Below are 18854 nucleotides of genomic sequence, written 5' to 3' on the forward strand. Positions count from 1 at the left end.
CCGGCGGTACCATGCTTCGACGCCGGAGTTAGGATGAACCGCCCTTATCGTCAGGGTCTGCTTCTTCCTCTTCGTCGTAGTCGTCTTCGATTTCGAGGTCATCATTCAGGTCCAGTGAGTGATAAGGAGAGTCCGGGTCTCCGGCAATTTTTTCTCGGACTTCGTTGCCAGAAAGCACGCCAGCACTGACATAAGCAGCATCCGTTTCAGCATCCAGCTTGCGAATTTCCGCCCGCTCTTTAGCGCTCATTTCGTATAGAGGCTCAAAGTCGAAGGTGATCCCATCGTCAATGTCGCCAAACTCAGAGAGCTGAATGATGTCCATCACACGCTTCAGGTTGTCTTTGAAAACAGACTGCTGCAGGGCGTGAATGTAATCGTAGAAAACGCGGATTTCGCCGTCAGACGATGCATTTAATCCGCTTGGAGTGATCCCCGCATATTTAACGAGAGGCTCGCTTGATGGAACGCATAGTTGCTCAAAAGCCTGCGCCTGCAACCCATCAAGACCAGCTATAGGCGCGCTGACAAACTCCACGGTCTCCGGTTTTTCCTTATCGTTATTGACTGCGAACGCACCACGGTTATCACGACACTGATTCATGATCTGCAGACGAGAAATCAGCGTATCCGCTGCTCCGCCTGTCAGGATTTGGCTCATATCGGTACTGAAAACCGGTATCGAATAGGAGTGGATCATGTCGCTAACGCTGTCGCGGGTGCGTAGCCAGTTATTCACATAAGGCTCGGCGATCTGCGAGAGAGACAGGCCGCGAAAGTTATACGATGCCTTCAGCAGGTCAGGAACCTGCCGCGAAACGAAGTCAATCATGCGGCTTGCATGCACAGTCCTGCCCATGACAAACCACTGCGTCGGCTTGTAGAAATCCGGGCTTAACGGGTTGTCAGAGTTATAAATCCCCGGGTAGGTCCAGATGGGCTCAATGACCCGGAAACCCTGAAGGCTGCCTTTCGTGATCTTCTTGTTGCTCATGAAGAGCTTCGATTGCAGCTCATTGTCGTCCATCCATGCGGAGATTCCCCGCGGAGAGCGAACGTCAATGTAAATCTGGCCTCCTCCGAAGTAACCGTCATGCTCTGCGGCCTCTTTAAAGCGCTCGCGAACCTTAAACCGCTTCATGGCCTCTTCGAGTTTCTTTACCCGATCCGCTTTGTCTTCATCGCCGACAGTTTTGAGTTTTATCCATTTGCGGGTCATTTCTTCCGCAATGGTGCCCACCATCTTGCGATATTCAGGTTTCTGCGCCAGCGTGGCCAGGTACGGATAGCCGGGGAAACTCTCAAAGTCTCCATAGCCGTAACCACCATACGCAGCATTGAGGGCATCGTAAGGCGTGGAGTCCATTGCCAGAATGGCGCTTTTGATAGCCTCGGGGATCACGCCTTTCGGAGGTTCGTAGCGCTGAAACCCTCTTCTCGGCGCTGCGCGGACATCGGCCACGGCTTCCGGCCTGATCACGACTTTCTGCGCTTCAGATTCTTTAGCCGGCTCAGGCGCGGCGACTTCTTTCTTTTTAAACCACCACACTTAAATTCTCCTGAGTTGATTCGGGTCGATAACCATCGGCTGCGGGCCGGAAATCAGGTTGTCGTCGATTGCGTCCATCCAGGTATCAAGGATGTCGTCGTTGTCGTGACTGTCATCAGCGGAGAAAGCAGCGCATTCCGTCATTGCCGTCAGCACCCATTCCGTTGAGCCTGCGATCGTTCCGTCTTCGTAGAAGATGCTGGATAGCTTCTGGCCGTCGTCCGTGTGCGTTGCAGGGACAAATACTTTCCCGGTTTTGATTTGAGGGATGACGTTAAGGCAGCGAACAAGCTTGTTCTGCCCGGTGCCTCGGGGAATTTCCCTCACAGGGATAGCGAGTTGCCCGGGCGTCTGGCTGCGCTTTTTCAGGGTGGTGATGAGGCCCTGTCCGGCCTGCTTCTCTTCAATCGCCATATGGCGCATCGGCATAACCCGCACGGACCCGGCCAGGCGCCATTTTTCCCAAACCTCTTCCGCTTTCTTCAAGAGGTCCTCCGGGTCCCATCGACCGCGGACGACATCAATGATGTAGAGATTCCCATCCACGCCCATACCAGCCAGCGTGAACACGGTGTAATCCAGCCAGTCCTCCACCTTTCCGCTGTTCGTATCGACGTACACGGCGCGATGCGTAAGCTTCGGCAGAGTGGTGTAGGTCCGGAACCAGCTTGTGTCGATGATCCCACCGGTCAGCGCCATCGGGTTTTGCTGGTATTGCGACAGGAAGGTGTAGCGATCCTTTTCCCACAACTGCAGGAGGTCATTGACGTCTTCCATCTGTGGCCAGTAAGACCAGTAGCGAACGCCACCCACAACCACAGAATCGGTATCTTTGACCGTCTTCCAGCAAAGCGAGCGCCATGGTTCATCGAGCGACTGGATGTACTTCTCGTCGATCATGGCCGGTATGGCGACATGGTGAAACGGAACACCCATCCCGCCGGACAACATGAATCCGGTCGCATCGTCGGTATGCAGGCGCTGTTGAATACTCACAAATGGCGTCGGGTGCTCTTTCGACTTATCGCCGCGCCGGGATCGGATGGTGTTTACCAGCAGCGTATTCGCGCTTTTCCGTCGGGACTCGCTGAGCATGTCCACCGGCTTGTTGTAGTCGTCCAGCATCACCATGCCGGAGAACTCAGGGCCGTAGTAGCCACCACGACCACCGGTGATCTGACCGTTGCTAGAGCGAGATACCGTCTGCCCTATCGAGCGCCCCTTCTCGTCCTTTATCTCCCATTCTTCCGCCTGGTTAACTCCAAACGAGCATGGCCAGAATTCCTGATATTCACGACTGGCGATAATGTCGCGGGTGCGCCGGCTGTTACGTTTTACCAACGTGTCAGCAAAGGAAACGTTCAGGTTGCGAAATCGCTTGAGCCGCTTCTCCTGCACCAGGGCGTTGACATACGCCGGGAAGTGGATGGAGAAAAACTCCGTTTTCGTACCGCCGGGCGGGATGTTGATGATGAGGTTTCTCGGGACAAGTCGCCCGGCAAGCAGATCATCAATTTTCGAAGCCATCAAGCGGTGATGCCAGTTAACCAGCAGCCGATCGCCCTGAATGAGTTCGAACCAAATCCGGGTAAAGTTAAGAAATGACTTCGTGGACTTTGAACGGATGATCACGCGCTCCGGGAATGACAGGTCATCCCATTCGATAATTCCGCTCATATCAGTCCAGCCCTTCTAACCTTCCCTCCAGCTTCTGCTGGGCCTTCGCATAGTCTTCAGCGGTATACGTAACCTGATTCAGCGGGCCGCCGTCTTTCCCGGTCAGCTCGACCTTTTGCTTATTGCTGTAAGCCTCACCCACCTCTTTGGCTGCCTGCTCCAGAAGTTGGGCCGTCATGCCGATGTTCTTCATGTTCTCGGCAGTCGTCGACATTCGCTGAAGGACACGCAAGCGGTAGGCTCTGTTAGCGATCGGGATGTCAGAGATTTCGTTGAGAAAACGCTCACGGGCCGCATTGAACAGGTCAACCCATTTCTTAGCGAGCCCTTTACCTGCTGCCTTTGTCGGGTCATGCGACGCTACCTGCTGGCGCGTCACCTGAACCTTAAATTCTTTTTGTACGGACTCAACGATTTGGGATGGCGTATCAAAGCATGCAAGCTCTTGAATGATAAAGGCTCTCACTTCTGGTTTTAGTGCAGCCATAAATCACCATCCGTATAAAGCAGTATAAAATCACGCCAGCTTGAGCATGCACGTCCCGCACGCTCTGGCAACATCGATATGAGCAACCTCCGCCGGCCTGTTTGCCGCATCAACCATTTCCTGCACGTCTTTGCTGGCGCCGTAACGCCGGACCACACCAACGAACTCCTCGACGTCATGGCCGCGAAGCTTCAGCACCGGCATCCCGGTCTCTTTGTTGAACTTCGGTGCGCCGTAGTCATCGGTAGCCTGAGCTATGTGGTAAAGCTCATGCTCAACCAGTGCGCAGAATTCGACGTCGTTGCATTGCTCGCAGTAGTCAGCAGCCAGGGTGATGATGAACTTCGGTATGCGACCGAACCATTCATGCATCTGTTGCTCCATTCTGGCTTTCTGCCAGCCACCGGCGCGCATCATTACTTGTTCACACTGACCCAGCACAATGCGGCCACTTTTGGCGAATGACCCAGAGGCCCACATGAACGCGACATCAGCGTCGAGCAAGTGCGTATGGTCAGGGTTATGGATTCGTCCGTCTTCGGAGAGGATGCTCTGGTTAATCCACTCGCCAATTTCGGCAGCAGGGATAAGCCGGGTGTAAGGCAGCCAGTTCTCACCAGTGAAATTGACGGGAGGGTATGGCCTGCGGTCTTCAAAATCAGCCATACAGAACATTCCTCTGGGTTGTTTGAATACTTACCGGGAAACTTTTCAACAGGTAGCGCATAAAACTTACATAAAACTCTGTCAATGGCGCTTTACCGGAACCATTTGCAGAACTTTATAAACGCAACATTGCCACGTCTTCTCAGAGTTGCGCTGTCACTTCTCGTCTTTGCGAGCCGTCAAGATGTGGATCACCTCTTTGGTTGATGCCAAATCTATGCTTCTTGTCGGGTAAGCATTATCGAGCCACCTCTGGAAGTGGCTCTGTAATGCCCTACTGACGTTTTGATTCCGCCTGCCTGATGTCCGCCTTATCCCGGTTGCACTGTCCCAATGCTGACAAAAGACTAACGTTTAAATCCAGGCTTTGCCCCCACGTCATTTTGTCCGGGATATCAGGGTAAGGGGTCTCAGTCGTCAGACTGGCCGGCAGCGGTACCACCGGCACTTTGACGTAAACGATCTTTGTATTGCTGCAGCCGCTTAACTGCGCTAGCAGGAATATCACGGGGAGCGCAATCATCATTCGCAACAGCAACCCGGATATCAGCCGAGGCTCCCGATGCGTCCAGTGCGATTTGCTCTTTTGCATGCTGATTGGCCTCGACGATGGTGTTGAAGATGGTCATGGTTGTCAGAACGTTGGATGTGATGGTCTGAGCTGCGTTTACCTGCTGCTCTGCGTTATCAGCTCGGGTTTTCTGCTGTGCAGCGGCATTGTGGTAATGCATCACCAGCCACCCAAGGCAAACGACCAGACAAATCACTACTGCGCTGATAATGGCGGTTAAGCGGATCATTTCTGCCCCCACAAACAAACCTCACGCTCAATCTCGCGGCGGGTTATCAGGCCTTTCCACTGCTTGCCTTTGGCGTAGGTCCAGCGGCGCAATTGGTCACATGCGCCTTTCTGGTCGCCCTGGTTGATTTTTCGCAGCAGCGTGGAGGTCTGAAAGTTTCCGGCGCCGACGTTATAGGCGAATGAGTAGAGAGCCCCGCGCATTGTTACCGGGATCGGCTTCTGGATGTACGGGTTAATCTGGCGGGCGACAGTGTTCAGGTCTTTACTGAGCAGCGCACGACATTCAGCCTCGGTGTACCTCTTGCCGAGCATGATGTCTTTTCCAGTGTGGCCATAGCATACCGTCCAGACACCGACCACGTCCTGATATGGGTTATACCGCACACCCTCAAGACCATCGTTACCGGTCGGGCCGGTAATCAGTGCTGCAGCAATAGCAATAGCCCCTGCTGGTACAGCAGCGAGAACGCTATTCCTCAGCTTTGGTGACATAGCCATTGAGGCGATCCTCCCGTTCCTTACGCCGGTAATACCAGTTCACGCCGCAGGTAACGATGGTGCACGCAATACCGACAACGATCGCCCAGTCACTCAGGCTCATTCCCGCCACTTTGTCGGCCAAAATCCACACCTCTGTTTTTGCTACATCGGCATATGCCTTTGCTGAGACACCGCAGCCCGTCAGCGCGGTCCCGGTGCCGTATGAGAGTCTGCTGTAAATGGTGCTCATTTTTGTCATAGCCTCACCTCCGTTGATGACGGATGGCGCTGTGTGTTTGAAAAGGGTCAGGCCCGTCGGGCTGGATTTAACAACGAAGCGTGTCGATGATGATTCCTGCGGGACCTGATAATAAAAAAGCCATGCAAATGCATGGCCTTGTGATTTGAATCCGTTATTTACAAAATGTATTCGAGACAGTATCTTTCGACTTCCGGACAAAAAAACATATACCGGGACAAAATCTAAATGTAACTGCCTTGCCTGCATGAAACCATGCGGGCTTTTTTTTGCCCAAAGAAAAAGCCCACCGAAGTGGGCCTTACAGCTATCATCATTTTTTATTAGGTGTGGTGCCGGGTGCCTCCCGGTAAGTCGCCGCCAGTCCACAGACGACTCGCAATGCGCAAAAAAACATATCAGACTGGCAATGCCCCTCCGCATAGGGGGATTCACCACACCATAAATTTAACATCTGATGAAACTCGTTTCAATGCTCTACGACGATGTGACAGGGGTACTGATGCAATGCATCTCGCGAATACCCCTGTCGTGTCGCCGGAAAGCAAAAAGCCCAAGGCGTTAACCTCGGGCTTGTATTTTTGCTCACTTTCGAGCCGTCACGTTGCTTTTAGAGACTGCCGCTGTCTAACTGCTTTTTACTGATGGCTTGCCAACCAACTTTTTTCAAACTTCATGCCGCCACTTAAAGTTAAGGCAGCATATCAAAGTAGCCTCAAATATGACGCATTTAATTGACTTTTGCAAGACCCTGCTGCGAAAAAGTCGCTTTTTGTTGTGATCGTGTTCTCACGGCGCAGAGAAGAGAGTCGCTATCAAGCCGCTTAAAAATGGCGCACATAGCCCGCCAGTAATCAGCGTAGTTATGGCACCAGTTATCAGGTTTAACGCCACACAGGGCTGCAAGATCTTGGTGCTGGTATACATACTTACCCGCCAGCTCTGCTTTCACGTCCTGCGCCGCCAGCCAGATAAGCTTCTTCAGGCGCTCCATCGTCTTGCCGGCCACCTTCTTTGCGCCAAGTTGCTCACGGAACTCCGCCCACGCCCACTGGGTGATCGTTTCCTGGTGCTCAAAGCGGATATTCTCGCTGTAGTTCCAGAGCAGCCAGGCTTTCTGATGCTCATCGAGAGACAGGAGCGCCCGGCGCCATGATGCGGTTGAGTATTCGACGGGCAGCACCAGGGCGATTGCCGAACCTTTGGCGCGTGACTGCTTCCCGGGGACCGGCGGGTTGCTCGGCTTGACCAATCTACCGGTCGCCGGGTCGACTACCTTCATCCGCTTGCTGCTGCGCGGCGTCGCCTCAAACATCGCGTTTTCCGCAAAGGCTACCAGTTGCCCTTTCGTCGCACCGCTCAGATCGGCTGTGGCCACTATCAGCTGTTGGCGAACATACTGGAGGTATTGGGTGTTAATCATGCTGTCTCTCCCAGGGTCTGATAGATGCGAACGTAATTCCGTAAAATGCGATAGTCGGTCATCACCGTTCCGCGGTGTCGGCAGAGGCGGAGCTTTTGCCAGCGTTCGCGGATGCGGTCGATTACGTCCTGGTTCATGCGGCCTCCGCCATAAGCTGGTCATACGTCAGGTAAAGGCCCCAGCAGCTAAACAGCACATGCGCCTTAACGACGGCCATTTCCTCGTTGTTCCAGCGGCAGAACCATCTGATCGCGCCCATAACCTCGCTCTCTATCTGATGCGGTCCGTTCAGGTGGATGGGATAAACCACATCATCAAAAACAGCAGCAGTGGACATTGGGTATTGGATTTTGCTCATGCGGCCTCCCTTTGCTTGACGAGTGCGCGGCGTAACGCGCTGTAATGGCGTCTGATGCCTTCCAGTTCTTCGATGGTGTATCGGTGAGGGGTGTTGTTGTTTTCGAGCGCTTCGACGCGCTCAGCGCCGATTTTCTCTACCAGGCCAATGCGGTACTGCTGCTGGTTGCCCGACAGCTGCACGTTGCAGTGATGGCACTGCTTATTGATATTGTCTTCGTTGTAGCGCAGGTGCGATGCCTTGCCGCGGGAACGGTAATGCCCTGCTTCCCATTGGACCGTTTCGAATGTGCCGCAGCTGATGCACGGCAGGTCAAAGTCCCGCTCGCGAATGTAGTCATTAACGACGCGCTGGGTCATGTCTTCCCAGTGCTTAAGAGGTTTCACCGCAGCTTTGCGTTTGCGCCAGGCCGCGCGCTCTTTCTTCTCTTTCGCCTGGGCCTGCTTATCGCGCTTCTTCTCCAGTTCCTGCATGGCAAATTCAGCGCCATGCTCAGGGCAGCACCAGCGTTGATTCTCAAATGCCGCGGTAAACTTCGCCCGGCAGATTTTGCACCGCCGTTGAGTTCGGTTAAGCATGACCACCACCCTGCACCTGCAGCAATGTCAGGCGCCCACCGAAGACAGCGCCGGTGTCGATATACATCTGGTTGGCGTATTTGAGCGGCTGGCGTGCCGGGGTATGGCCGAAAATAAACAGGTCCGCACCAGTGATCTCATGCACTATTCCGTCCTGCGCATCGCTGACACGCTCACGGTTCCAGATCACCTGACTGGTGCGGACTGGCTTATCGAACTCATATTCGTTATGCGGGTAATCGGCGTGGCAAATAACGACTTTCTTGCCCGCAGTTTCCAGCTCGATAATGAGGGGGAGTGTTTCGACCTTCTGGAGCAACGATCCCAGGAACATGTTCTGTTCATCGTCGAGGCGGTATAGCCAGTCACCACCATTTGACATCCAGTGATGGACACTACCGCCATTGAGCATCGCATCAAGCATCATCTGCTCATGATTTCCACGCACCGCGCGAAACCATGGCATCACGATCATCTCAAGGCATTCCACATTCTCTGCACCGCGGTCAACGAGGTCGCCAACCGAGATCAGCAGATCACGAGTCACATCGAATCCGACCTTATCCAGTTCGGACATCAGACGCGTATAGCAACCATGCAGATCACCAACTACCCACACGTTGCGCCAGTCAGCGCCGTTAATGCGTTGATAAATGCTCATGCAATTTTCCTTCTGGCAGCGTGGCGCAGCCAGCGGACATCCGCCAGGTGGGCCGTATAGTGAAAGGTTGGGATGTCGGAAGGCTTTACTTCGACTTTGCGCCGGCGGCGCGCAGGAACGCGGAAGATGCCGCGCTCGATGACTTTAGACAGAGGGCTATGCATGCGAAGCCCTCCACTCCTGGGCCCACTCAATGTGGCTATTGGATTTCTCGCTGAACCTCACGCCATGCTCAGTACCGAACCAGAAAATAGCCTCGATAACCTCGACCATATAGCGCTTGCTGGATTGAGAGGTGCGAACGCCGAAGTAGACGCGGCCGCCGTTAATGCCAGGAGCAGATTTCTGCTCACGGTCAGGGTTTTGCATCTGGCTAACCAGAACAGTAATGAGGTCTTTCCACTCTGCCGGCTCCAGCTTTTCGCCGTACCAAGAAACCTGATCGCTCAGGTCCTTCAAAAGTGGCCACATAAGACGATTTTGTTTGTCAGTGCGACTTTCCTCGCGCGCCTCGATGATGACTGGCGAACGGCGATCGACAGGAAGGGATTCAATGAAGTTGACGACGTTACGCTTAACGTTGTCGTTGATGAGGCAGAATTGTTGCTTCACGCTTCACCTCCGCAGAGGTCAAACGCTGAATGCAGAAAATCGCCGGTGACTTTCGCCATCGGTGACAGGAATTGCCTTAAGGTTTTGTGCGCCATGTGTCCCCACTTGGCGCCGGTCATTAGTGTCAGTTGCTCAGGCTGACAGGGGAATTATGACGGGCTAAATCCCAAATTGCAAAACGAGCATAGGCTATTTTTTCTCGTTCTGGCTGGCCATCTCGATATCACAGAGCTTTATTTTTCGCTGGCACAGGTAACCTTCATAGACGTACCAGTTGCCAGCACTGACCCACTCTTTAACACGCTGCCGTGGTTTATCGACAGAACGAGCAAAGGCGGCTTGATTGCCGCCATAGTGCTTAGCAATGTACTCAGCGAGCCTCATCAGTTGTACCCGAGAATGATATCCTGAATCTTACCCAGCAAAACCGCGTATTCGGCATCATCGCTGTCAATGCTGGTAAACTCGCCGCGCTCGATAGTGAAATCTTCACCGTTAAAATTTACGTTGTTGATTTCTTCCTGGGAAAGCATGCCCTGGATAGCTTCGATTTTTTCATCTGATACTTCGCGAGAGATTGTGATAGTCGCCATTTTTTTCTCCAGAGATTGGGTATTTCGTTTCGTTGAATACATAATACCCTACCTTTTTAAAATGTCACTAAAAAGCGTGACACTTGTTTGCTGTTTTATGATTCCAATCACAAACAATCGCCCCCTGCGAGTATTTCCGTTCTGCGGGGGAGTTATGCACGTCTTATCTCGCTTCGTCTATTGGCTTCCGTTATTACCACCACAGCGGAAATCAGGATGACCATAATGCCGAAAATTAAACCTGCTGCATCGTTTACGCTCTGGTCAGAAGAGGCAATCAACAGGGCGCCAATGATGTTTAGAGCCAGATGTAGCTTCAGCATCACTTCACCTCCTGCGGGGCGGCTGGCAGCGGCATCCAGTGGGTTATTTTGTCCTCCCACACAAAGCCGGGGTAAAACTGCTCGCCATCAAATGTCTGTACATCGAAGTCACTACCATCTGTAACGAGATAATCTCCGCATTCTGGCATCCCTCGCTTACCGGAATCCATCCCGGAATAATTTCAGGAATATTTTGTTGTGCGTTTTGTTGTCCGTCAGTCTTTGTCACAGGCATGTACTGCACGCCCCACGCGCTTGAAGGGTCACTCGAACCCATGACGAACTGCGGAGCGGTGCAATTTACTTGAAAGTCTTGCTGGTAATCAGTGCGAATCCAGCCAATGACTGAGCCACCCGGAATTACCGGAGAGTTGCCAGCCTGGAGCATGGCGGCGCGCAACTTACCAGGCACATCAGCCCACACGCCAGAATAATAGCTAGTGTTAGGGTCGGTATGCTCCAGCAGGTCTTCTATCGCTGAGGCAGCCATACTCAGTAGATCATCAGGCACTACCGGCGCTGGCTGTGGTCCTGCTTCGCGATAAACTGGGATATATCCAGGGCCTGCATCCTCGCTACCAGCCTCGCCATCGACTACCCCGCGCGCCAGGTAAGCATCATTGAGCCAGGCTATCGGCTCCTGCTGAGTTACCGGCGCCATCTGCTCTTTGATATGCAACCGCGGCTCACCGTCTTTCGGCTCCGGCCAATCGCGCTGTTTGTTCACAGAAAGTTTTTCGATCATCGCCTGGGTAATCTGCTCATCAGTGATACCGGCACGGCGTTGTGCATCCCACAGCAGGAATTGCGTGTCAGCCCACTCCGACAGGTCTCCAGGCTCGGCAGCAGCTTCCAGCGCTTCTTTGCTGAGATGTTTTAGTGGGCCAATCGGGCCAACATTGCCGAATGTAGCCTGTGACCACTCGGCATGCTCGTTTCGCACCTGGTCACGTTTCGGCGCTGGCTGCGCGTGGCGATAGAGTGGGACTTCGTTAATCCCCATCCCCTTTGTCCACATACAGGCCATATCATTGACGAAATTCAGTTCTTCTTCGTCGGTGTACGCCACCGGCTCGCTGTCCATTGCGGACAGCGCCATGCGGGCCAGCACTTTGCTTTCGCCATGCTTCAGGAATCCATCTTCGGCGATTTCCTGCAGGCGTTCTCTGGTTAATTTGCTGGTCATTGGTTGGCTCCTTCTGCTGCCCGGTTAACTATCACGCCGTCATAAACTTCTTTGAGGTGGCCGCGCAGGTCCATCCTGCGCAGTGCGCTGTACATGTAATCGCACTCGGCCTGTTTGTTGGCCTGAAACGGCTTATGCTCCCGAGAGCACCACAGTGCGTTACCCGGCCAGCCGTGGACTTTGTATACGCGCCCGTTCCTGACGTGCAGCAGGCCCCAGCCAGGCGGCAAATCAGAGACGTCGATAAATCCAGGCTCGGCCATAAAAAAGCGCCAGTCGCCCATTCCTTGGCTCGGCATTCTCCTGAATGGCTTTTTCTTGTCCGCCAAAAAGTCGGAACGGGAACACTTCACCTCAATCAGGCAGGAAGCCAGGTTACGGAAGCCGATAGCATCCGGCTGCTCGCCGGTTCCAACGTAGGCGACAAAGCGGTCGTGGAAAGCCACCTTGAAGCCGTTGTTTTGCAGAAAGCGGCAGGCTATCTGGCATAGTTCATCGTGTGTCAGTGCCATCACTCAGTCTCCCACTTGATGCCAGCGGCTGACGAGAGCAACTCAAGGGCTAAGCGAACCTGATGCTCAACTTCATCAGCGAAGGGGGCTTTGTAAGTATTTCGGTAGTCTGGTAGCTTCACGGCCACAGTTCTGGATTCCAGTTCGGTGGGTTTAGTGCTCCATCCATGCCACCACATAAACGCGCAATAAGCGGCAACGTCGCGCGGGTCACCTTTGGCGATATGCTGGTGAAAGTGCGCCTGGCATTGACTTGCCCACCCAGCCTGTTTCCAGTCCGCGTCGTAGCCGTATTTTAATTGGGCCTTGTACAGCTTCTCTGCCAGGGCAGTGCAGAAGTCGGTCACCAACTTCTGCGTATCCGGGTGAAGTTCTAATGGCATAACCGGCGCTTGTGGCGAGGTGTAGAGTTTGGTGCCTTCTTCGAGGTTCTTGTGCCATTCGACCAACAGTGCGTCGCCGACCTCAATAACTTCTCCCACCGGCTCGCTCTCAACCGCCGTCGTCTGCTGCGCCTTCTCCAGCGCCTCTACCAGAGATAACGCAATTTTTCGCAGATGGTCTTTGCTGCCAACTGCCGGATTTGAAAGCTCAGCACGCAGCTGCGCCAGTTCGGTGATATCAGTTGTCATGCTGAAGCCCCCTTAATCCCATTGCAGAACAGAAGCGAAATATGCCCCGCGACAAGGCGTATCACGCGGATGGTGCCAGCCTGAAAAACCTTCTTGCCCACCAATTGGACTGACTTTGTACCAGCACTGGTAATAGCGAGCGCTGGAAGCAAAATCCTCAGCCCCTTCAGCATCAATCACATCCCGATTAACTGACGCTTGGATAATATCTGCTTCGCTATAGTCGCCACGCATAACCAGAAAGCGAGCATCATCAGAGCGGAGATAATCAACTGCTCCATCAAATTTACCTTTGCTGGTTGGTTTGGTTACGTTGCTCATTTGGCCCCCTCACGCTTAACCTGACCGTCTTTGTTCATCTGCCACAGGGCTGAATTAACCACTGACGGATCGAGCTCAGTAGCGTGGCGTATTTCATTGAACGAGCACCCAGGGTGCTGGTCGATGTAATTGATTACGGCCTGTTTGCCGGTATTCTTTTTCATCAGAACCCACCTTTTCTTGCTGGCTTATCTTCTTTTTCGCGCCGGCGCTGGCTGGCAGCTTCCTGGTCGCAGTCGTAAATCGCCCCGTGGCGCTGCTCGCAATAGACAACACCTGTCTCGCCATGCCGGTTAAGGCGCAGCAGCAGCTCTGTGTCACTCTGGTTTGCGTTCTCGTCGTAGGCCCCTTCCCGGTAAATAGCCAGCCAGTAGTCGCAGTCCTGCTCTATCTGGCCTGTGTCGCGGGAGTCGCTCGGCAGCGGTCGCTTGTTGGTTCGCTTCTCCAGATCCCGGTTGAGCTGAGTCAGGAGAACGACGACGCAATCCAGCTCCTTAGCAAGAATCTTCAGGCCTTTGGTGATCAGCCCATAGGCCAGGTCGTTTCGCTCAGCCTTATCGGCGGTCATCAGCGTGAGGTAATCGACGAGGATCATCCCGACCTTCCCGCGCTCGCGCTTGATTCGGCGAGACTCGGCCATAACATGCGCCAGTGAAATACCCGGAGTGTCATCAATCAGGAGGTTGTTGGTTTCAATAAGGGCGGCCATTACACCGGTGGCCTTTTGCAGATCGCTGTTCCAGTCCCCGCGATAGCCGTAGTCATCCTTAGTCATGTCCGGGTAAAAGAGGTTTGGAGAGATCCGCCCCTTCTGCGCAGTGATTTTCTCCACCATCTGCCCTTCCGGCATTTCCAGGGAGAACATCAGGGCCGGCTCATTTTCGACCGTGGCGCAGTTAACGCCCATTTGGGTATAGAGTGTGGTTTTACCCATTTTCGGGCGAGCGCCTATAACAAACAGGCTGCCGCGCACAATGCGCTTCACACCGAGAAGCTCATCCAGAGAGCGGATCCCAGTCGATAACCCACGGGAACGACCATCAGGTTTCATCCGATCGTCAAACTCATTTGACCAGTCATTCACAGCGTCATAGAACGTGCGAAGCCCTGTCCGTCGACCTGTTTTTACGTGCTCGGTTATCTCGGTAAACAACCCCTGAATAGCGTCAAATTTCTGCTCTGCCGTCATGCCGTTTCTGGCATAAAGCAACTCGATCGCCTTCGTGGTTTTATCGATACCGTAGCGTTCCATTGCTGTCTCGCGGACGCGCATTGCATAGGCCACGATGTTCGCCGCGCTTGGCGTGTTTTTGGACAGCTCAGCCAGGTAAGCAAAACCCCCTACCGATTCCGTCAGTGACTTTCTTTCCAGTGCATCAAACAGGGTCAGGAGATCCACCGGTTTCTGGTCCCGGTACATCTGCCGCATTTCAGAGAAAATGACCTGGTGCGGACGCGAGTAGAACGATTCCGGCTTGAGGATCGAAAGAACCTTTTGGGTCCGTTCGCTGCGGTCATCATCCAGGAGAAGTCCGCCCAGAACGCTTTGCTCTGCTTCAATGCTGCTCGGAGGGGTGAAGAATTCAGAGGTCATCACAGGCCCCCTCGCGTGTTTTGGCGTAAACGTCGACGTTCAGGAAGTATTCGAGTGACTTGCGGCGCCACGTCTTACCGGTACGCTGGTCCGGGCGGTTCTCCAGCATCCAGCGGCAGTTGCTGGCGATGTAGCTCAGGTAGGACTCCCAGTCTTCCAGGGTGAATCCATGGCCATCCAGCTGACGGGTGATTTTATTAGCCTTCTGCCAGAACGAGCGGATCAGGTTACGGCGTTTGTCAGTGAGGATCCTGATGCCTTGCGCTTCTGGCAGAACCTGGTGGTAAACCTCAACAACCTGCTCACAGCTGAGAGACGGTTTTTTTGGTTCTGATTTTTGTGATGCTGATGCACTCTCTTCTACGTCAGTAGAAGAGGTATTATTTAATATATTGTTTGTGGCACTCTGTTGGCATTCTGTTGGCACAACCTCCCGTAAAGGCGGTGTGGTTACTGGGTTTGCGTTGGCACTCTGTTGGCATTCTGTTGGCACAAAAAATTGCTGATAATCGTCATAATTAGTAACGGTTAACAGGGTGAATTTCTTGTTTGTCAGGGTGGTGATCATGCCCATTTTGATGAACTTGTTCAGCAGGTATTTGACCCGATCAGGTGTTATGCCAGTATCTTTCGAAAGTGTGTGGCGCCCGGTGATGACCTGGCCACGCCCTACCGGATATTCCCCAAACTCAGTGGTGACCATACCTTCCGCTGCGTTCACTTCCATGATGAGGTGTATCCACAAATGGACGGCCTCACTGTCCGCTCTGTAGAACGGCAGTTCTCTTACTTTGCGGTGCAGGAATACCAACCCCTGCCCGGATGGCTGAGGTTTCTCCATGGGCTTCTGAGACCCTCTAAAATCGGATATGCGAAGAACGTTACTCACGGCCTTCCTCCTTCCGTTTCAGCTCTTCCAGAATGGCGCGCATCTTTTCTGCCACCACCGGATTCACCGAACGGACAAAGCGGTAACGAGTAACGTTTTTATGTGTTTGTGCCTGGTAAAATCTGCTGCTTTTAGGCATAATTACTCCTGTGAATTGATCCAGTTAATTCGCGTAGAAAGCCGTTAGTGTCCTACCACTGCGGCTTTCGCCTTTTCTGTAAACCCTCATGCCTCAAAATCCCCCTTATCTCCCGTTCTGTTAGAAATCAGGATGGCCAGCAGCAACGACATGTTCGGCAGCAGGCTTTCCCTCCAGCGACTTACCGTCGACTTATTCACTCCGGCCACTTTGGCGATAGTTGTGGTTCCCAGTTCTGCTATCTGGCTGTGCAACCAGCTTTCAATTCTCCTGGCCTCCACTTTGTTGCGTGTTGTTGAACTCTCCATTTGTGATAATTCCTCTGGTGTTGTTTGGAATGGCCGCCAGTCAGGCGGCGCTATTGTTTGGTGGCGGAAAAATCGAAGGCAGATCAGGGCGAAACTCATACGCCTTAATCTCTCCATTTACGGCCGCAACAAGGTCGGGAACATGCACAGGAGAAATCCTCTTTTTCCCGTTTAGCCAGTCGCAGATCGTCGACTGCGCTTTGCCGCATCGCTTGGCCAATTCTTTCTGACTGCCGGCGATGGAAATCGCTTTTTCTACTGCGGGGTTTTTCATAATCACCTCAGCTATTGATTTTTGATGATTATGGTTATCGCAAAAGAGATTGTCAATCGCCTATGCGATTTTTTGCTAAGTAATCGCTGTGGCGATAGGATTAAAGGAGTTACTTTGAGGAGGTGTTATGGATTTCTCTGAGCGTCTTGCTCGAGCAATGTCATTAGCTGGGTATACGCAAGGCAGGCTTGCCAAAGCGGTTGGCATGGCGCAGTCGAGCGTGAACAAGCTGCTTAATGGCGCCAACGGCTCTCGCAAGACAGTGGAAATAGCATCAGTGTTAGGTGTGCGTCCTGAATGGCTATCCACTGGCGCAGGTGAAATGCTTGCTGATTCCATACAGATTACGCAAGTGCAGACGCCAGTAACACCGCAAAATGGCATTTATCGTGTGGATGTCCTCGATGTAAAAGCCAGTGCAGGACCAGGAGCGCTTATCACGAACGATTTCATAGAGACGATTCGTGCGATCGAATACACATCGGAGCAGGCCAGATCTCTATTTGGCAATCGACCAGCTGATCACATAAAAGTAATCACCGTTACCGGTGATAGCATGGATACGACGATCTCACCCGGTGATGAAATTTTCGTAGACATCAGCGTTACCCATTTTGATAGTGATGGCGTTTACGTGTTTGTTTTTGGAAAGACCCTTCACGTCAAGCGCTTGCAGATGCAAAGGGATCGACTGGCCGTAATTTCAGATAACCCTATCTATGAAAAATGGTACGTAGAGCCAGGTGATGAAGACCAGTTCTACGTTATGGCCAGAGTCCTTCTCAGACAATCCATCGAATATAAACGATTCGCATAACCCGCTTCGGCGGGTTTTTTATCGCCCTGCCGTCGTCAAACCCTTCGTAAAAACGCCTACCTAAATTTTTTTCTTAAAAATAATCACTTTAATAATCACACACTTATCACTTTTCCGATTATTGATATCGTTTTAGCGATTGACCTCAATAATCGCCTTGGCTATTATCAACCCATCCAAACAACACCGGCAACGCCGGTCATTAGCAACAACGCTCCGCTGGCCGGCGATAAGGCAAGGTGAAGAGATGATCCGCGAAGAAGACAAGCCTGCATGGCGTAATTTTTGGTTAAAGGTCGTTCCGTTTTTGGTTGCAGTCGTAGCTGTCAGCGTTCAGTGCTGGGGTGGCAAATGAGCAAACAAGGCATTCGTTCACTGATTTACTGCCTGCTGATCTGCGTCGTTATCTTGGCAGCGGTGGTTATCAAAATTCTGCACGTTACGGGGGTGTTCAATGGCTAAAGCAATTCCAAACAACGGACGCGCCGTGATGATGCGCAATAACCGCACCGGCGCCGCCTGGCTGGTCAGCTTCGACTACCGCGACGGCAGCTACTGGCACGAGCCACAAGGCAATTTGCGCCACATTCGCCGGCCATACGCATCACGAAACGTCGAGCCAAACCTGGTACCCGCCGGGACGCATTAACCCGCGCATATCAGCGCACGAATTTAACTGAGCTATCAGGCGGCCTTTATCGCGCCGGGATTCTTACAACCAAATTTCAGGGGAAACCATGAGCGAAATAATGGATTTAGTCGTCATCGAGAAAAGCAATGCGATGGCCATATTCACCAGTAACGACCAGCTCGACCCACTTATCGAAGCGATCGAAAAAGAGGCTCGCAGCCTGGTGCCGAATGTAACCACCAAAAAGGGCCGCGACGCCATCGCATCCATGGCTCACAAGGTTGCGCGCTCTAAAACCTACATCGACAACGCAGGTAAAGACCTGGTCGCTGAGTTGAAGGCGCTGCCAAAGCAGATCGACGAAAGCCGCCGCGTTGCCCGTGAGCGTCTCGATGCGCTGAAAGATGAAGTTCGCCGCCCCCTTACTGAATGGGAAGCAGAGCAGGAACGCATTAAGGCCGAAGAAGCGATGCTCGCTCTTCACGTCGAAGCACTGGCCATGAACGAAGACTTCGATCGGAAGCTGGCAGCTCGGATTGAGTCTGACCACGAAATGGCCCTGCTGATGGATAAGGATTTCGACCGTGAACGCGCAGATAAAGCGGCAGAAGCCGAACGCCAGCGCATTGCCCGCGAAGAAGAGATTAAGCGCCAGGCAGAAGAAAAAGCGAAGCGTGAAGCGGAAGAAAGACACCGCGCTGAACTGGAGGCAGCTGCCCGCCGTGAGGCTGAGGAAAGAGCAGCAAAGGAGCGCGCTGAACGGGAGCGTATTGAAGGCATGCAACGCGCTGAGCGAGAAAAGCAGGCCGCAGTTGAAGCCGAGCGGCGCAAAGCGCAGGAAGAAGCCGATCGCATCCGCCGTGAGGCAGAGCAGCGCGAACAGGCCCGTCTGGCTGAGGAGAAGCGCAAAGCTGACGAGCAGGCGCGGCGGGAAGCCGACGTTAAGCACCGTAAGACGGTCGGTACTGACATCGTCAAAGCTCTGCAGGCCAATACCAGCCTAACCCGCGATCAGGCGATTGAAGTCCTCACAGCGGTTAAAGACGGTCGCATTCCTCATACCGGTATCAGTTACTGAGGTGC

Annotated in this window: 32 protein-coding genes and 1 pseudogene; 4 read left to right on the forward strand and 29 right to left on the reverse strand. The window is 53.1% G+C overall.

The window, feature by feature from the left end; translation table 11 throughout:
- Positions 1–28: 28 nt before the first annotated feature.
- From BV390_RS02325 to BV390_RS02445, 29 genes and pseudogenes are all read right to left on the reverse strand, one after another.
- Positions 29–1549 (reverse strand): DUF1073 domain-containing protein, encoded by a 1521-nt coding sequence (locus tag BV390_RS02325; protein ID WP_085396512.1) that lies wholly within the window; start codon positions 1547–1549, stop codon positions 29–31.
- Entirely contained in the window at positions 1550–3226 is a 1677-nt protein-coding gene (gene terL, locus BV390_RS02330; RefSeq protein ID WP_085396513.1) for a phage terminase large subunit, read from the reverse strand.
- 1 nt (position 3227) lies between these two features.
- Positions 3228–3713, reverse strand: coding sequence for a DUF2280 domain-containing protein (locus BV390_RS02335; RefSeq protein ID WP_085396514.1), 486 nt, complete (start codon positions 3711–3713; stop codon positions 3228–3230).
- 30 nt (positions 3714–3743) lie between these two features.
- The gene (locus tag BV390_RS02340; RefSeq protein WP_085396515.1) at positions 3744–4379 is read right to left on the reverse strand and encodes a putative metallopeptidase; all 636 of its coding nucleotides are present in this window, start codon (positions 4377–4379) and stop codon (positions 3744–3746) included.
- A gap of 274 nt (positions 4380–4653) precedes the next feature.
- Complete coding sequence (gene lysC, locus BV390_RS31405; RefSeq protein ID WP_227517216.1) at positions 4654–4905, reverse strand: Rz1-like lysis system protein LysC; 252 nt, start codon at positions 4903–4905, stop codon at positions 4654–4656.
- A complete protein-coding gene (locus BV390_RS02350; protein WP_085396517.1) occupies positions 4790–5179 on the reverse strand; it encodes a DUF2570 domain-containing protein in 390 nt (129 codons plus the stop codon). Before BV390_RS02350 ends, lysC begins: the two co-directional genes overlap by 116 nt.
- A complete protein-coding gene (locus BV390_RS02355; RefSeq protein WP_304442469.1) occupies positions 5176–5679 on the reverse strand; it encodes a lysozyme in 504 nt (167 codons plus the stop codon). Before BV390_RS02355 ends, BV390_RS02350 begins: the two co-directional genes overlap by 4 nt.
- Positions 5651–5920: a phage holin gene (locus BV390_RS02360; protein ID WP_064385973.1), complete on the reverse strand. Its 270-nt coding sequence runs from the start codon at positions 5918–5920 to the stop codon at positions 5651–5653. Before BV390_RS02360 ends, BV390_RS02355 begins: the two co-directional genes overlap by 29 nt.
- Positions 5921–6650: 730 nt before the next feature.
- Entirely contained in the window at positions 6651–7340 is a 690-nt protein-coding gene (locus BV390_RS02365; RefSeq protein WP_085396628.1) for a bacteriophage antitermination protein Q, read from the reverse strand.
- Positions 7340–7480, reverse strand: a complete 141-nt coding sequence (locus BV390_RS30525; RefSeq protein ID WP_086816906.1) for a YlcG family protein — start codon at positions 7478–7480, stop codon at positions 7340–7342. Before BV390_RS30525 ends, BV390_RS02365 begins: the two co-directional genes overlap by 1 nt.
- Positions 7477–7701 carry a hypothetical protein gene (locus BV390_RS02370; protein ID WP_047037039.1) on the reverse strand — a complete coding sequence of 75 codons (225 nt, stop codon included), beginning with the start codon at positions 7699–7701 and terminating at the stop codon, positions 7477–7479. The genes BV390_RS30525 and BV390_RS02370 overlap by 4 nt, the downstream gene beginning before the upstream one ends.
- Positions 7698–8279 carry a recombination protein NinG gene (locus BV390_RS02375; RefSeq protein ID WP_085396518.1) on the reverse strand — a complete coding sequence of 194 codons (582 nt, stop codon included), beginning with the start codon at positions 8277–8279 and terminating at the stop codon, positions 7698–7700. The genes BV390_RS02370 and BV390_RS02375 overlap by 4 nt, the downstream gene beginning before the upstream one ends.
- On the reverse strand, positions 8272–8940 hold the full coding sequence (locus tag BV390_RS02380) for a metallophosphoesterase (protein ID WP_085396519.1): 669 nt from the start codon (positions 8938–8940) through the stop codon (positions 8272–8274). The genes BV390_RS02375 and BV390_RS02380 overlap by 8 nt, the downstream gene beginning before the upstream one ends.
- The gene (locus BV390_RS02385) at positions 8937–9104 is read right to left on the reverse strand and encodes a NinE family protein (protein WP_085396520.1); all 168 of its coding nucleotides are present in this window, start codon (positions 9102–9104) and stop codon (positions 8937–8939) included. The genes BV390_RS02380 and BV390_RS02385 overlap by 4 nt, the downstream gene beginning before the upstream one ends.
- A complete protein-coding gene (locus tag BV390_RS02390) occupies positions 9097–9552 on the reverse strand; it encodes a recombination protein NinB (protein WP_085396521.1) in 456 nt (151 codons plus the stop codon). The genes BV390_RS02385 and BV390_RS02390 overlap by 8 nt, the downstream gene beginning before the upstream one ends.
- 189 nt (positions 9553–9741) lie before the next feature.
- Entirely contained in the window at positions 9742–9936 is a 195-nt protein-coding gene (locus tag BV390_RS02395) for a hypothetical protein (RefSeq protein ID WP_085396522.1), read from the reverse strand.
- Positions 9936–10145: a hypothetical protein gene (locus tag BV390_RS02400; protein WP_139155975.1), complete on the reverse strand. Its 210-nt coding sequence runs from the start codon at positions 10143–10145 to the stop codon at positions 9936–9938. The genes BV390_RS02395 and BV390_RS02400 overlap by 1 nt, the downstream gene beginning before the upstream one ends.
- A 152-nt stretch (positions 10146–10297) precedes the next feature.
- A complete protein-coding gene (locus tag BV390_RS31055; protein ID WP_168185404.1) occupies positions 10298–10468 on the reverse strand; it encodes a hypothetical protein in 171 nt (56 codons plus the stop codon).
- Complete coding sequence (locus BV390_RS02405) at positions 10468–10638, reverse strand: DUF551 domain-containing protein (RefSeq protein WP_369804284.1); 171 nt, start codon at positions 10636–10638, stop codon at positions 10468–10470. The genes BV390_RS31055 and BV390_RS02405 overlap by 1 nt, the downstream gene beginning before the upstream one ends.
- A gap of 479 nt (positions 10639–11117) precedes the next feature.
- Positions 11118–11567 (reverse strand): annotated as a pseudogene (locus BV390_RS02410) (DUF550 domain-containing protein); the annotation flags it as partial.
- 83 nt (positions 11568–11650) lie between these two features.
- Positions 11651–12166 (reverse strand): hypothetical protein, encoded by a 516-nt coding sequence (locus BV390_RS02415; RefSeq protein ID WP_085396524.1) that lies wholly within the window; start codon positions 12164–12166, stop codon positions 11651–11653.
- On the reverse strand, positions 12166–12798 hold the full coding sequence (locus BV390_RS02420) for a hypothetical protein (RefSeq protein WP_085396525.1): 633 nt from the start codon (positions 12796–12798) through the stop codon (positions 12166–12168). Before BV390_RS02420 ends, BV390_RS02415 begins: the two co-directional genes overlap by 1 nt.
- Before the next feature lie 12 nt (positions 12799–12810).
- Entirely contained in the window at positions 12811–13119 is a 309-nt protein-coding gene (locus BV390_RS02425; RefSeq protein WP_085396526.1) for a hypothetical protein, read from the reverse strand.
- Complete coding sequence (locus tag BV390_RS30530) at positions 13116–13283, reverse strand: MarR family winged helix-turn-helix transcriptional regulator (RefSeq protein WP_227517218.1); 168 nt, start codon at positions 13281–13283, stop codon at positions 13116–13118. The genes BV390_RS02425 and BV390_RS30530 overlap by 4 nt, the downstream gene beginning before the upstream one ends.
- Positions 13283–14713 carry a DnaB-like helicase C-terminal domain-containing protein gene (locus tag BV390_RS02430; RefSeq protein WP_085396527.1) on the reverse strand — a complete coding sequence of 477 codons (1431 nt, stop codon included), beginning with the start codon at positions 14711–14713 and terminating at the stop codon, positions 13283–13285. The genes BV390_RS30530 and BV390_RS02430 overlap by 1 nt, the downstream gene beginning before the upstream one ends.
- Positions 14703–15554, reverse strand: coding sequence for a DNA replication protein (locus BV390_RS02435; protein ID WP_168185405.1), 852 nt, complete (start codon positions 15552–15554; stop codon positions 14703–14705). Before BV390_RS02435 ends, BV390_RS02430 begins: the two co-directional genes overlap by 11 nt.
- 40 nt (positions 15555–15594) lie before the next feature.
- Positions 15595–15741 carry a hypothetical protein gene (locus tag BV390_RS31060; protein ID WP_168185406.1) on the reverse strand — a complete coding sequence of 49 codons (147 nt, stop codon included), beginning with the start codon at positions 15739–15741 and terminating at the stop codon, positions 15595–15597.
- An 86-nt stretch (positions 15742–15827) separates the two neighbouring features.
- Complete coding sequence (locus tag BV390_RS02440; RefSeq protein ID WP_085396529.1) at positions 15828–16049, reverse strand: CII family transcriptional regulator; 222 nt, start codon at positions 16047–16049, stop codon at positions 15828–15830.
- Positions 16050–16089: 40 nt separating this feature from the next.
- Positions 16090–16323 carry a transcriptional regulator gene (locus tag BV390_RS02445; RefSeq protein ID WP_004151299.1) on the reverse strand — a complete coding sequence of 78 codons (234 nt, stop codon included), beginning with the start codon at positions 16321–16323 and terminating at the stop codon, positions 16090–16092.
- 127 nt (positions 16324–16450) lie between these two features.
- On the opposite strand from BV390_RS02445, the gene BV390_RS02450 reads away from it, so the two are divergent.
- The 4 genes from BV390_RS02450 to BV390_RS02460 all read left to right on the forward strand — a co-directional run bounded on the left by BV390_RS02450 (position 16451) and on the right by BV390_RS02460 (position 18849).
- Positions 16451–17140, forward strand: a complete 690-nt coding sequence (locus tag BV390_RS02450) for an XRE family transcriptional regulator (protein ID WP_085396530.1) — start codon at positions 16451–16453, stop codon at positions 17138–17140.
- A gap of 336 nt (positions 17141–17476) precedes the next feature.
- Positions 17477–17602 (forward strand): hypothetical protein, encoded by a 126-nt coding sequence (locus BV390_RS31065; RefSeq protein WP_168185409.1) that lies wholly within the window; start codon positions 17477–17479, stop codon positions 17600–17602.
- Positions 17595–17789 (forward strand): hypothetical protein, encoded by a 195-nt coding sequence (locus tag BV390_RS02455; protein WP_085396531.1) that lies wholly within the window; start codon positions 17595–17597, stop codon positions 17787–17789. The genes BV390_RS31065 and BV390_RS02455 overlap by 8 nt, the downstream gene beginning before the upstream one ends.
- 88 nt (positions 17790–17877) lie before the next feature.
- Positions 17878–18849, forward strand: a complete 972-nt coding sequence (locus BV390_RS02460) for a coiled-coil domain-containing protein (protein ID WP_085396532.1) — start codon at positions 17878–17880, stop codon at positions 18847–18849.
- Positions 18850–18854: the final 5 nt, after the last annotated feature.

Origin of the sequence: Klebsiella sp. YJ (assembly GCF_002108615.1) — a bacterium.
In the GTDB taxonomy this organism is placed as follows: domain Bacteria; phylum Pseudomonadota; class Gammaproteobacteria; order Enterobacterales; family Enterobacteriaceae; genus Klebsiella; species Klebsiella planticola.

Bases quoted from the DNA above. Each gene is read 5' to 3' on its own strand.
- BV390_RS30525 (WP_086816906.1), bottom strand. From the start codon at position 7,480: ATGAACCAGGACGTAATCGACCGCATCCGCGAACGCTGGCAAAAGCTC.
- BV390_RS02355 (WP_304442469.1), bottom strand. From the start codon at position 5,679: ATGGCTATGTCACCAAAGCTGAGGAATAGCGTTCTCGCTGCTGTACCA.
- BV390_RS02445 (WP_004151299.1), bottom strand. From the start codon at position 16,323: ATGAAAAACCCCGCAGTAGAAAAAGCGATTTCCATCGCCGGCAGTCAG.
- BV390_RS02335 (WP_085396514.1), bottom strand. From the start codon at position 3,713: ATGGCTGCACTAAAACCAGAAGTGAGAGCCTTTATCATTCAAGAGCTT.
- BV390_RS02455 (WP_085396531.1), top strand. From the start codon at position 17,595: ATGGCTAAAGCAATTCCAAACAACGGACGCGCCGTGATGATGCGCAAT.
- BV390_RS02360 (WP_064385973.1), bottom strand. From the start codon at position 5,920: ATGACAAAAATGAGCACCATTTACAGCAGACTCTCATACGGCACCGGG.
- BV390_RS02430 (WP_085396527.1), bottom strand. From the start codon at position 14,713: ATGACCTCTGAATTCTTCACCCCTCCGAGCAGCATTGAAGCAGAGCAA.
- BV390_RS02405 (WP_369804284.1), bottom strand. From the start codon at position 10,638: ATGGATTCCGGTAAGCGAGGGATGCCAGAATGCGGAGATTATCTCGTT.
- BV390_RS02440 (WP_085396529.1), bottom strand. From the start codon at position 16,049: ATGGAGAGTTCAACAACACGCAACAAAGTGGAGGCCAGGAGAATTGAA.
- BV390_RS02425 (WP_085396526.1), bottom strand. From the start codon at position 13,119: ATGAGCAACGTAACCAAACCAACCAGCAAAGGTAAATTTGATGGAGCA.
- BV390_RS02420 (WP_085396525.1), bottom strand. From the start codon at position 12,798: ATGACAACTGATATCACCGAACTGGCGCAGCTGCGTGCTGAGCTTTCA.
- BV390_RS02395 (WP_085396522.1), bottom strand. From the start codon at position 9,936: ATGAGGCTCGCTGAGTACATTGCTAAGCACTATGGCGGCAATCAAGCC.
- BV390_RS02375 (WP_085396518.1), bottom strand. From the start codon at position 8,279: ATGCTTAACCGAACTCAACGGCGGTGCAAAATCTGCCGGGCGAAGTTT.
- BV390_RS02450 (WP_085396530.1), top strand. From the start codon at position 16,451: ATGGATTTCTCTGAGCGTCTTGCTCGAGCAATGTCATTAGCTGGGTAT.
- BV390_RS02400 (WP_139155975.1), bottom strand. From the start codon at position 10,145: ATGGCGACTATCACAATCTCTCGCGAAGTATCAGATGAAAAAATCGAA.
- BV390_RS30530 (WP_227517218.1), bottom strand. From the start codon at position 13,283: ATGAAAAAGAATACCGGCAAACAGGCCGTAATCAATTACATCGACCAG.
- BV390_RS31055 (WP_168185404.1), bottom strand. From the start codon at position 10,468: ATGCTGAAGCTACATCTGGCTCTAAACATCATTGGCGCCCTGTTGATT.
- BV390_RS02340 (WP_085396515.1), bottom strand. From the start codon at position 4,379: ATGGCTGATTTTGAAGACCGCAGGCCATACCCTCCCGTCAATTTCACT.
- terL (WP_085396513.1), bottom strand. From the start codon at position 3,226: ATGAGCGGAATTATCGAATGGGATGACCTGTCATTCCCGGAGCGCGTG.
- BV390_RS02460 (WP_085396532.1), top strand. From the start codon at position 17,878: ATGAGCGAAATAATGGATTTAGTCGTCATCGAGAAAAGCAATGCGATG.
- BV390_RS02435 (WP_168185405.1), bottom strand. From the start codon at position 15,554: ATGGAGAAACCTCAGCCATCCGGGCAGGGGTTGGTATTCCTGCACCGC.
- BV390_RS02385 (WP_085396520.1), bottom strand. From the start codon at position 9,104: ATGCATAGCCCTCTGTCTAAAGTCATCGAGCGCGGCATCTTCCGCGTT.
- lysC (WP_227517216.1), bottom strand. From the start codon at position 4,905: ATGATGATTGCGCTCCCCGTGATATTCCTGCTAGCGCAGTTAAGCGGC.
- BV390_RS02380 (WP_085396519.1), bottom strand. From the start codon at position 8,940: ATGAGCATTTATCAACGCATTAACGGCGCTGACTGGCGCAACGTGTGG.
- BV390_RS31060 (WP_168185406.1), bottom strand. From the start codon at position 15,741: ATGCCTAAAAGCAGCAGATTTTACCAGGCACAAACACATAAAAACGTT.
- BV390_RS02370 (WP_047037039.1), bottom strand. From the start codon at position 7,701: ATGAGCAAAATCCAATACCCAATGTCCACTGCTGCTGTTTTTGATGAT.
- BV390_RS02350 (WP_085396517.1), bottom strand. From the start codon at position 5,179: ATGATCCGCTTAACCGCCATTATCAGCGCAGTAGTGATTTGTCTGGTC.
- BV390_RS02415 (WP_085396524.1), bottom strand. From the start codon at position 12,166: ATGGCACTGACACACGATGAACTATGCCAGATAGCCTGCCGCTTTCTG.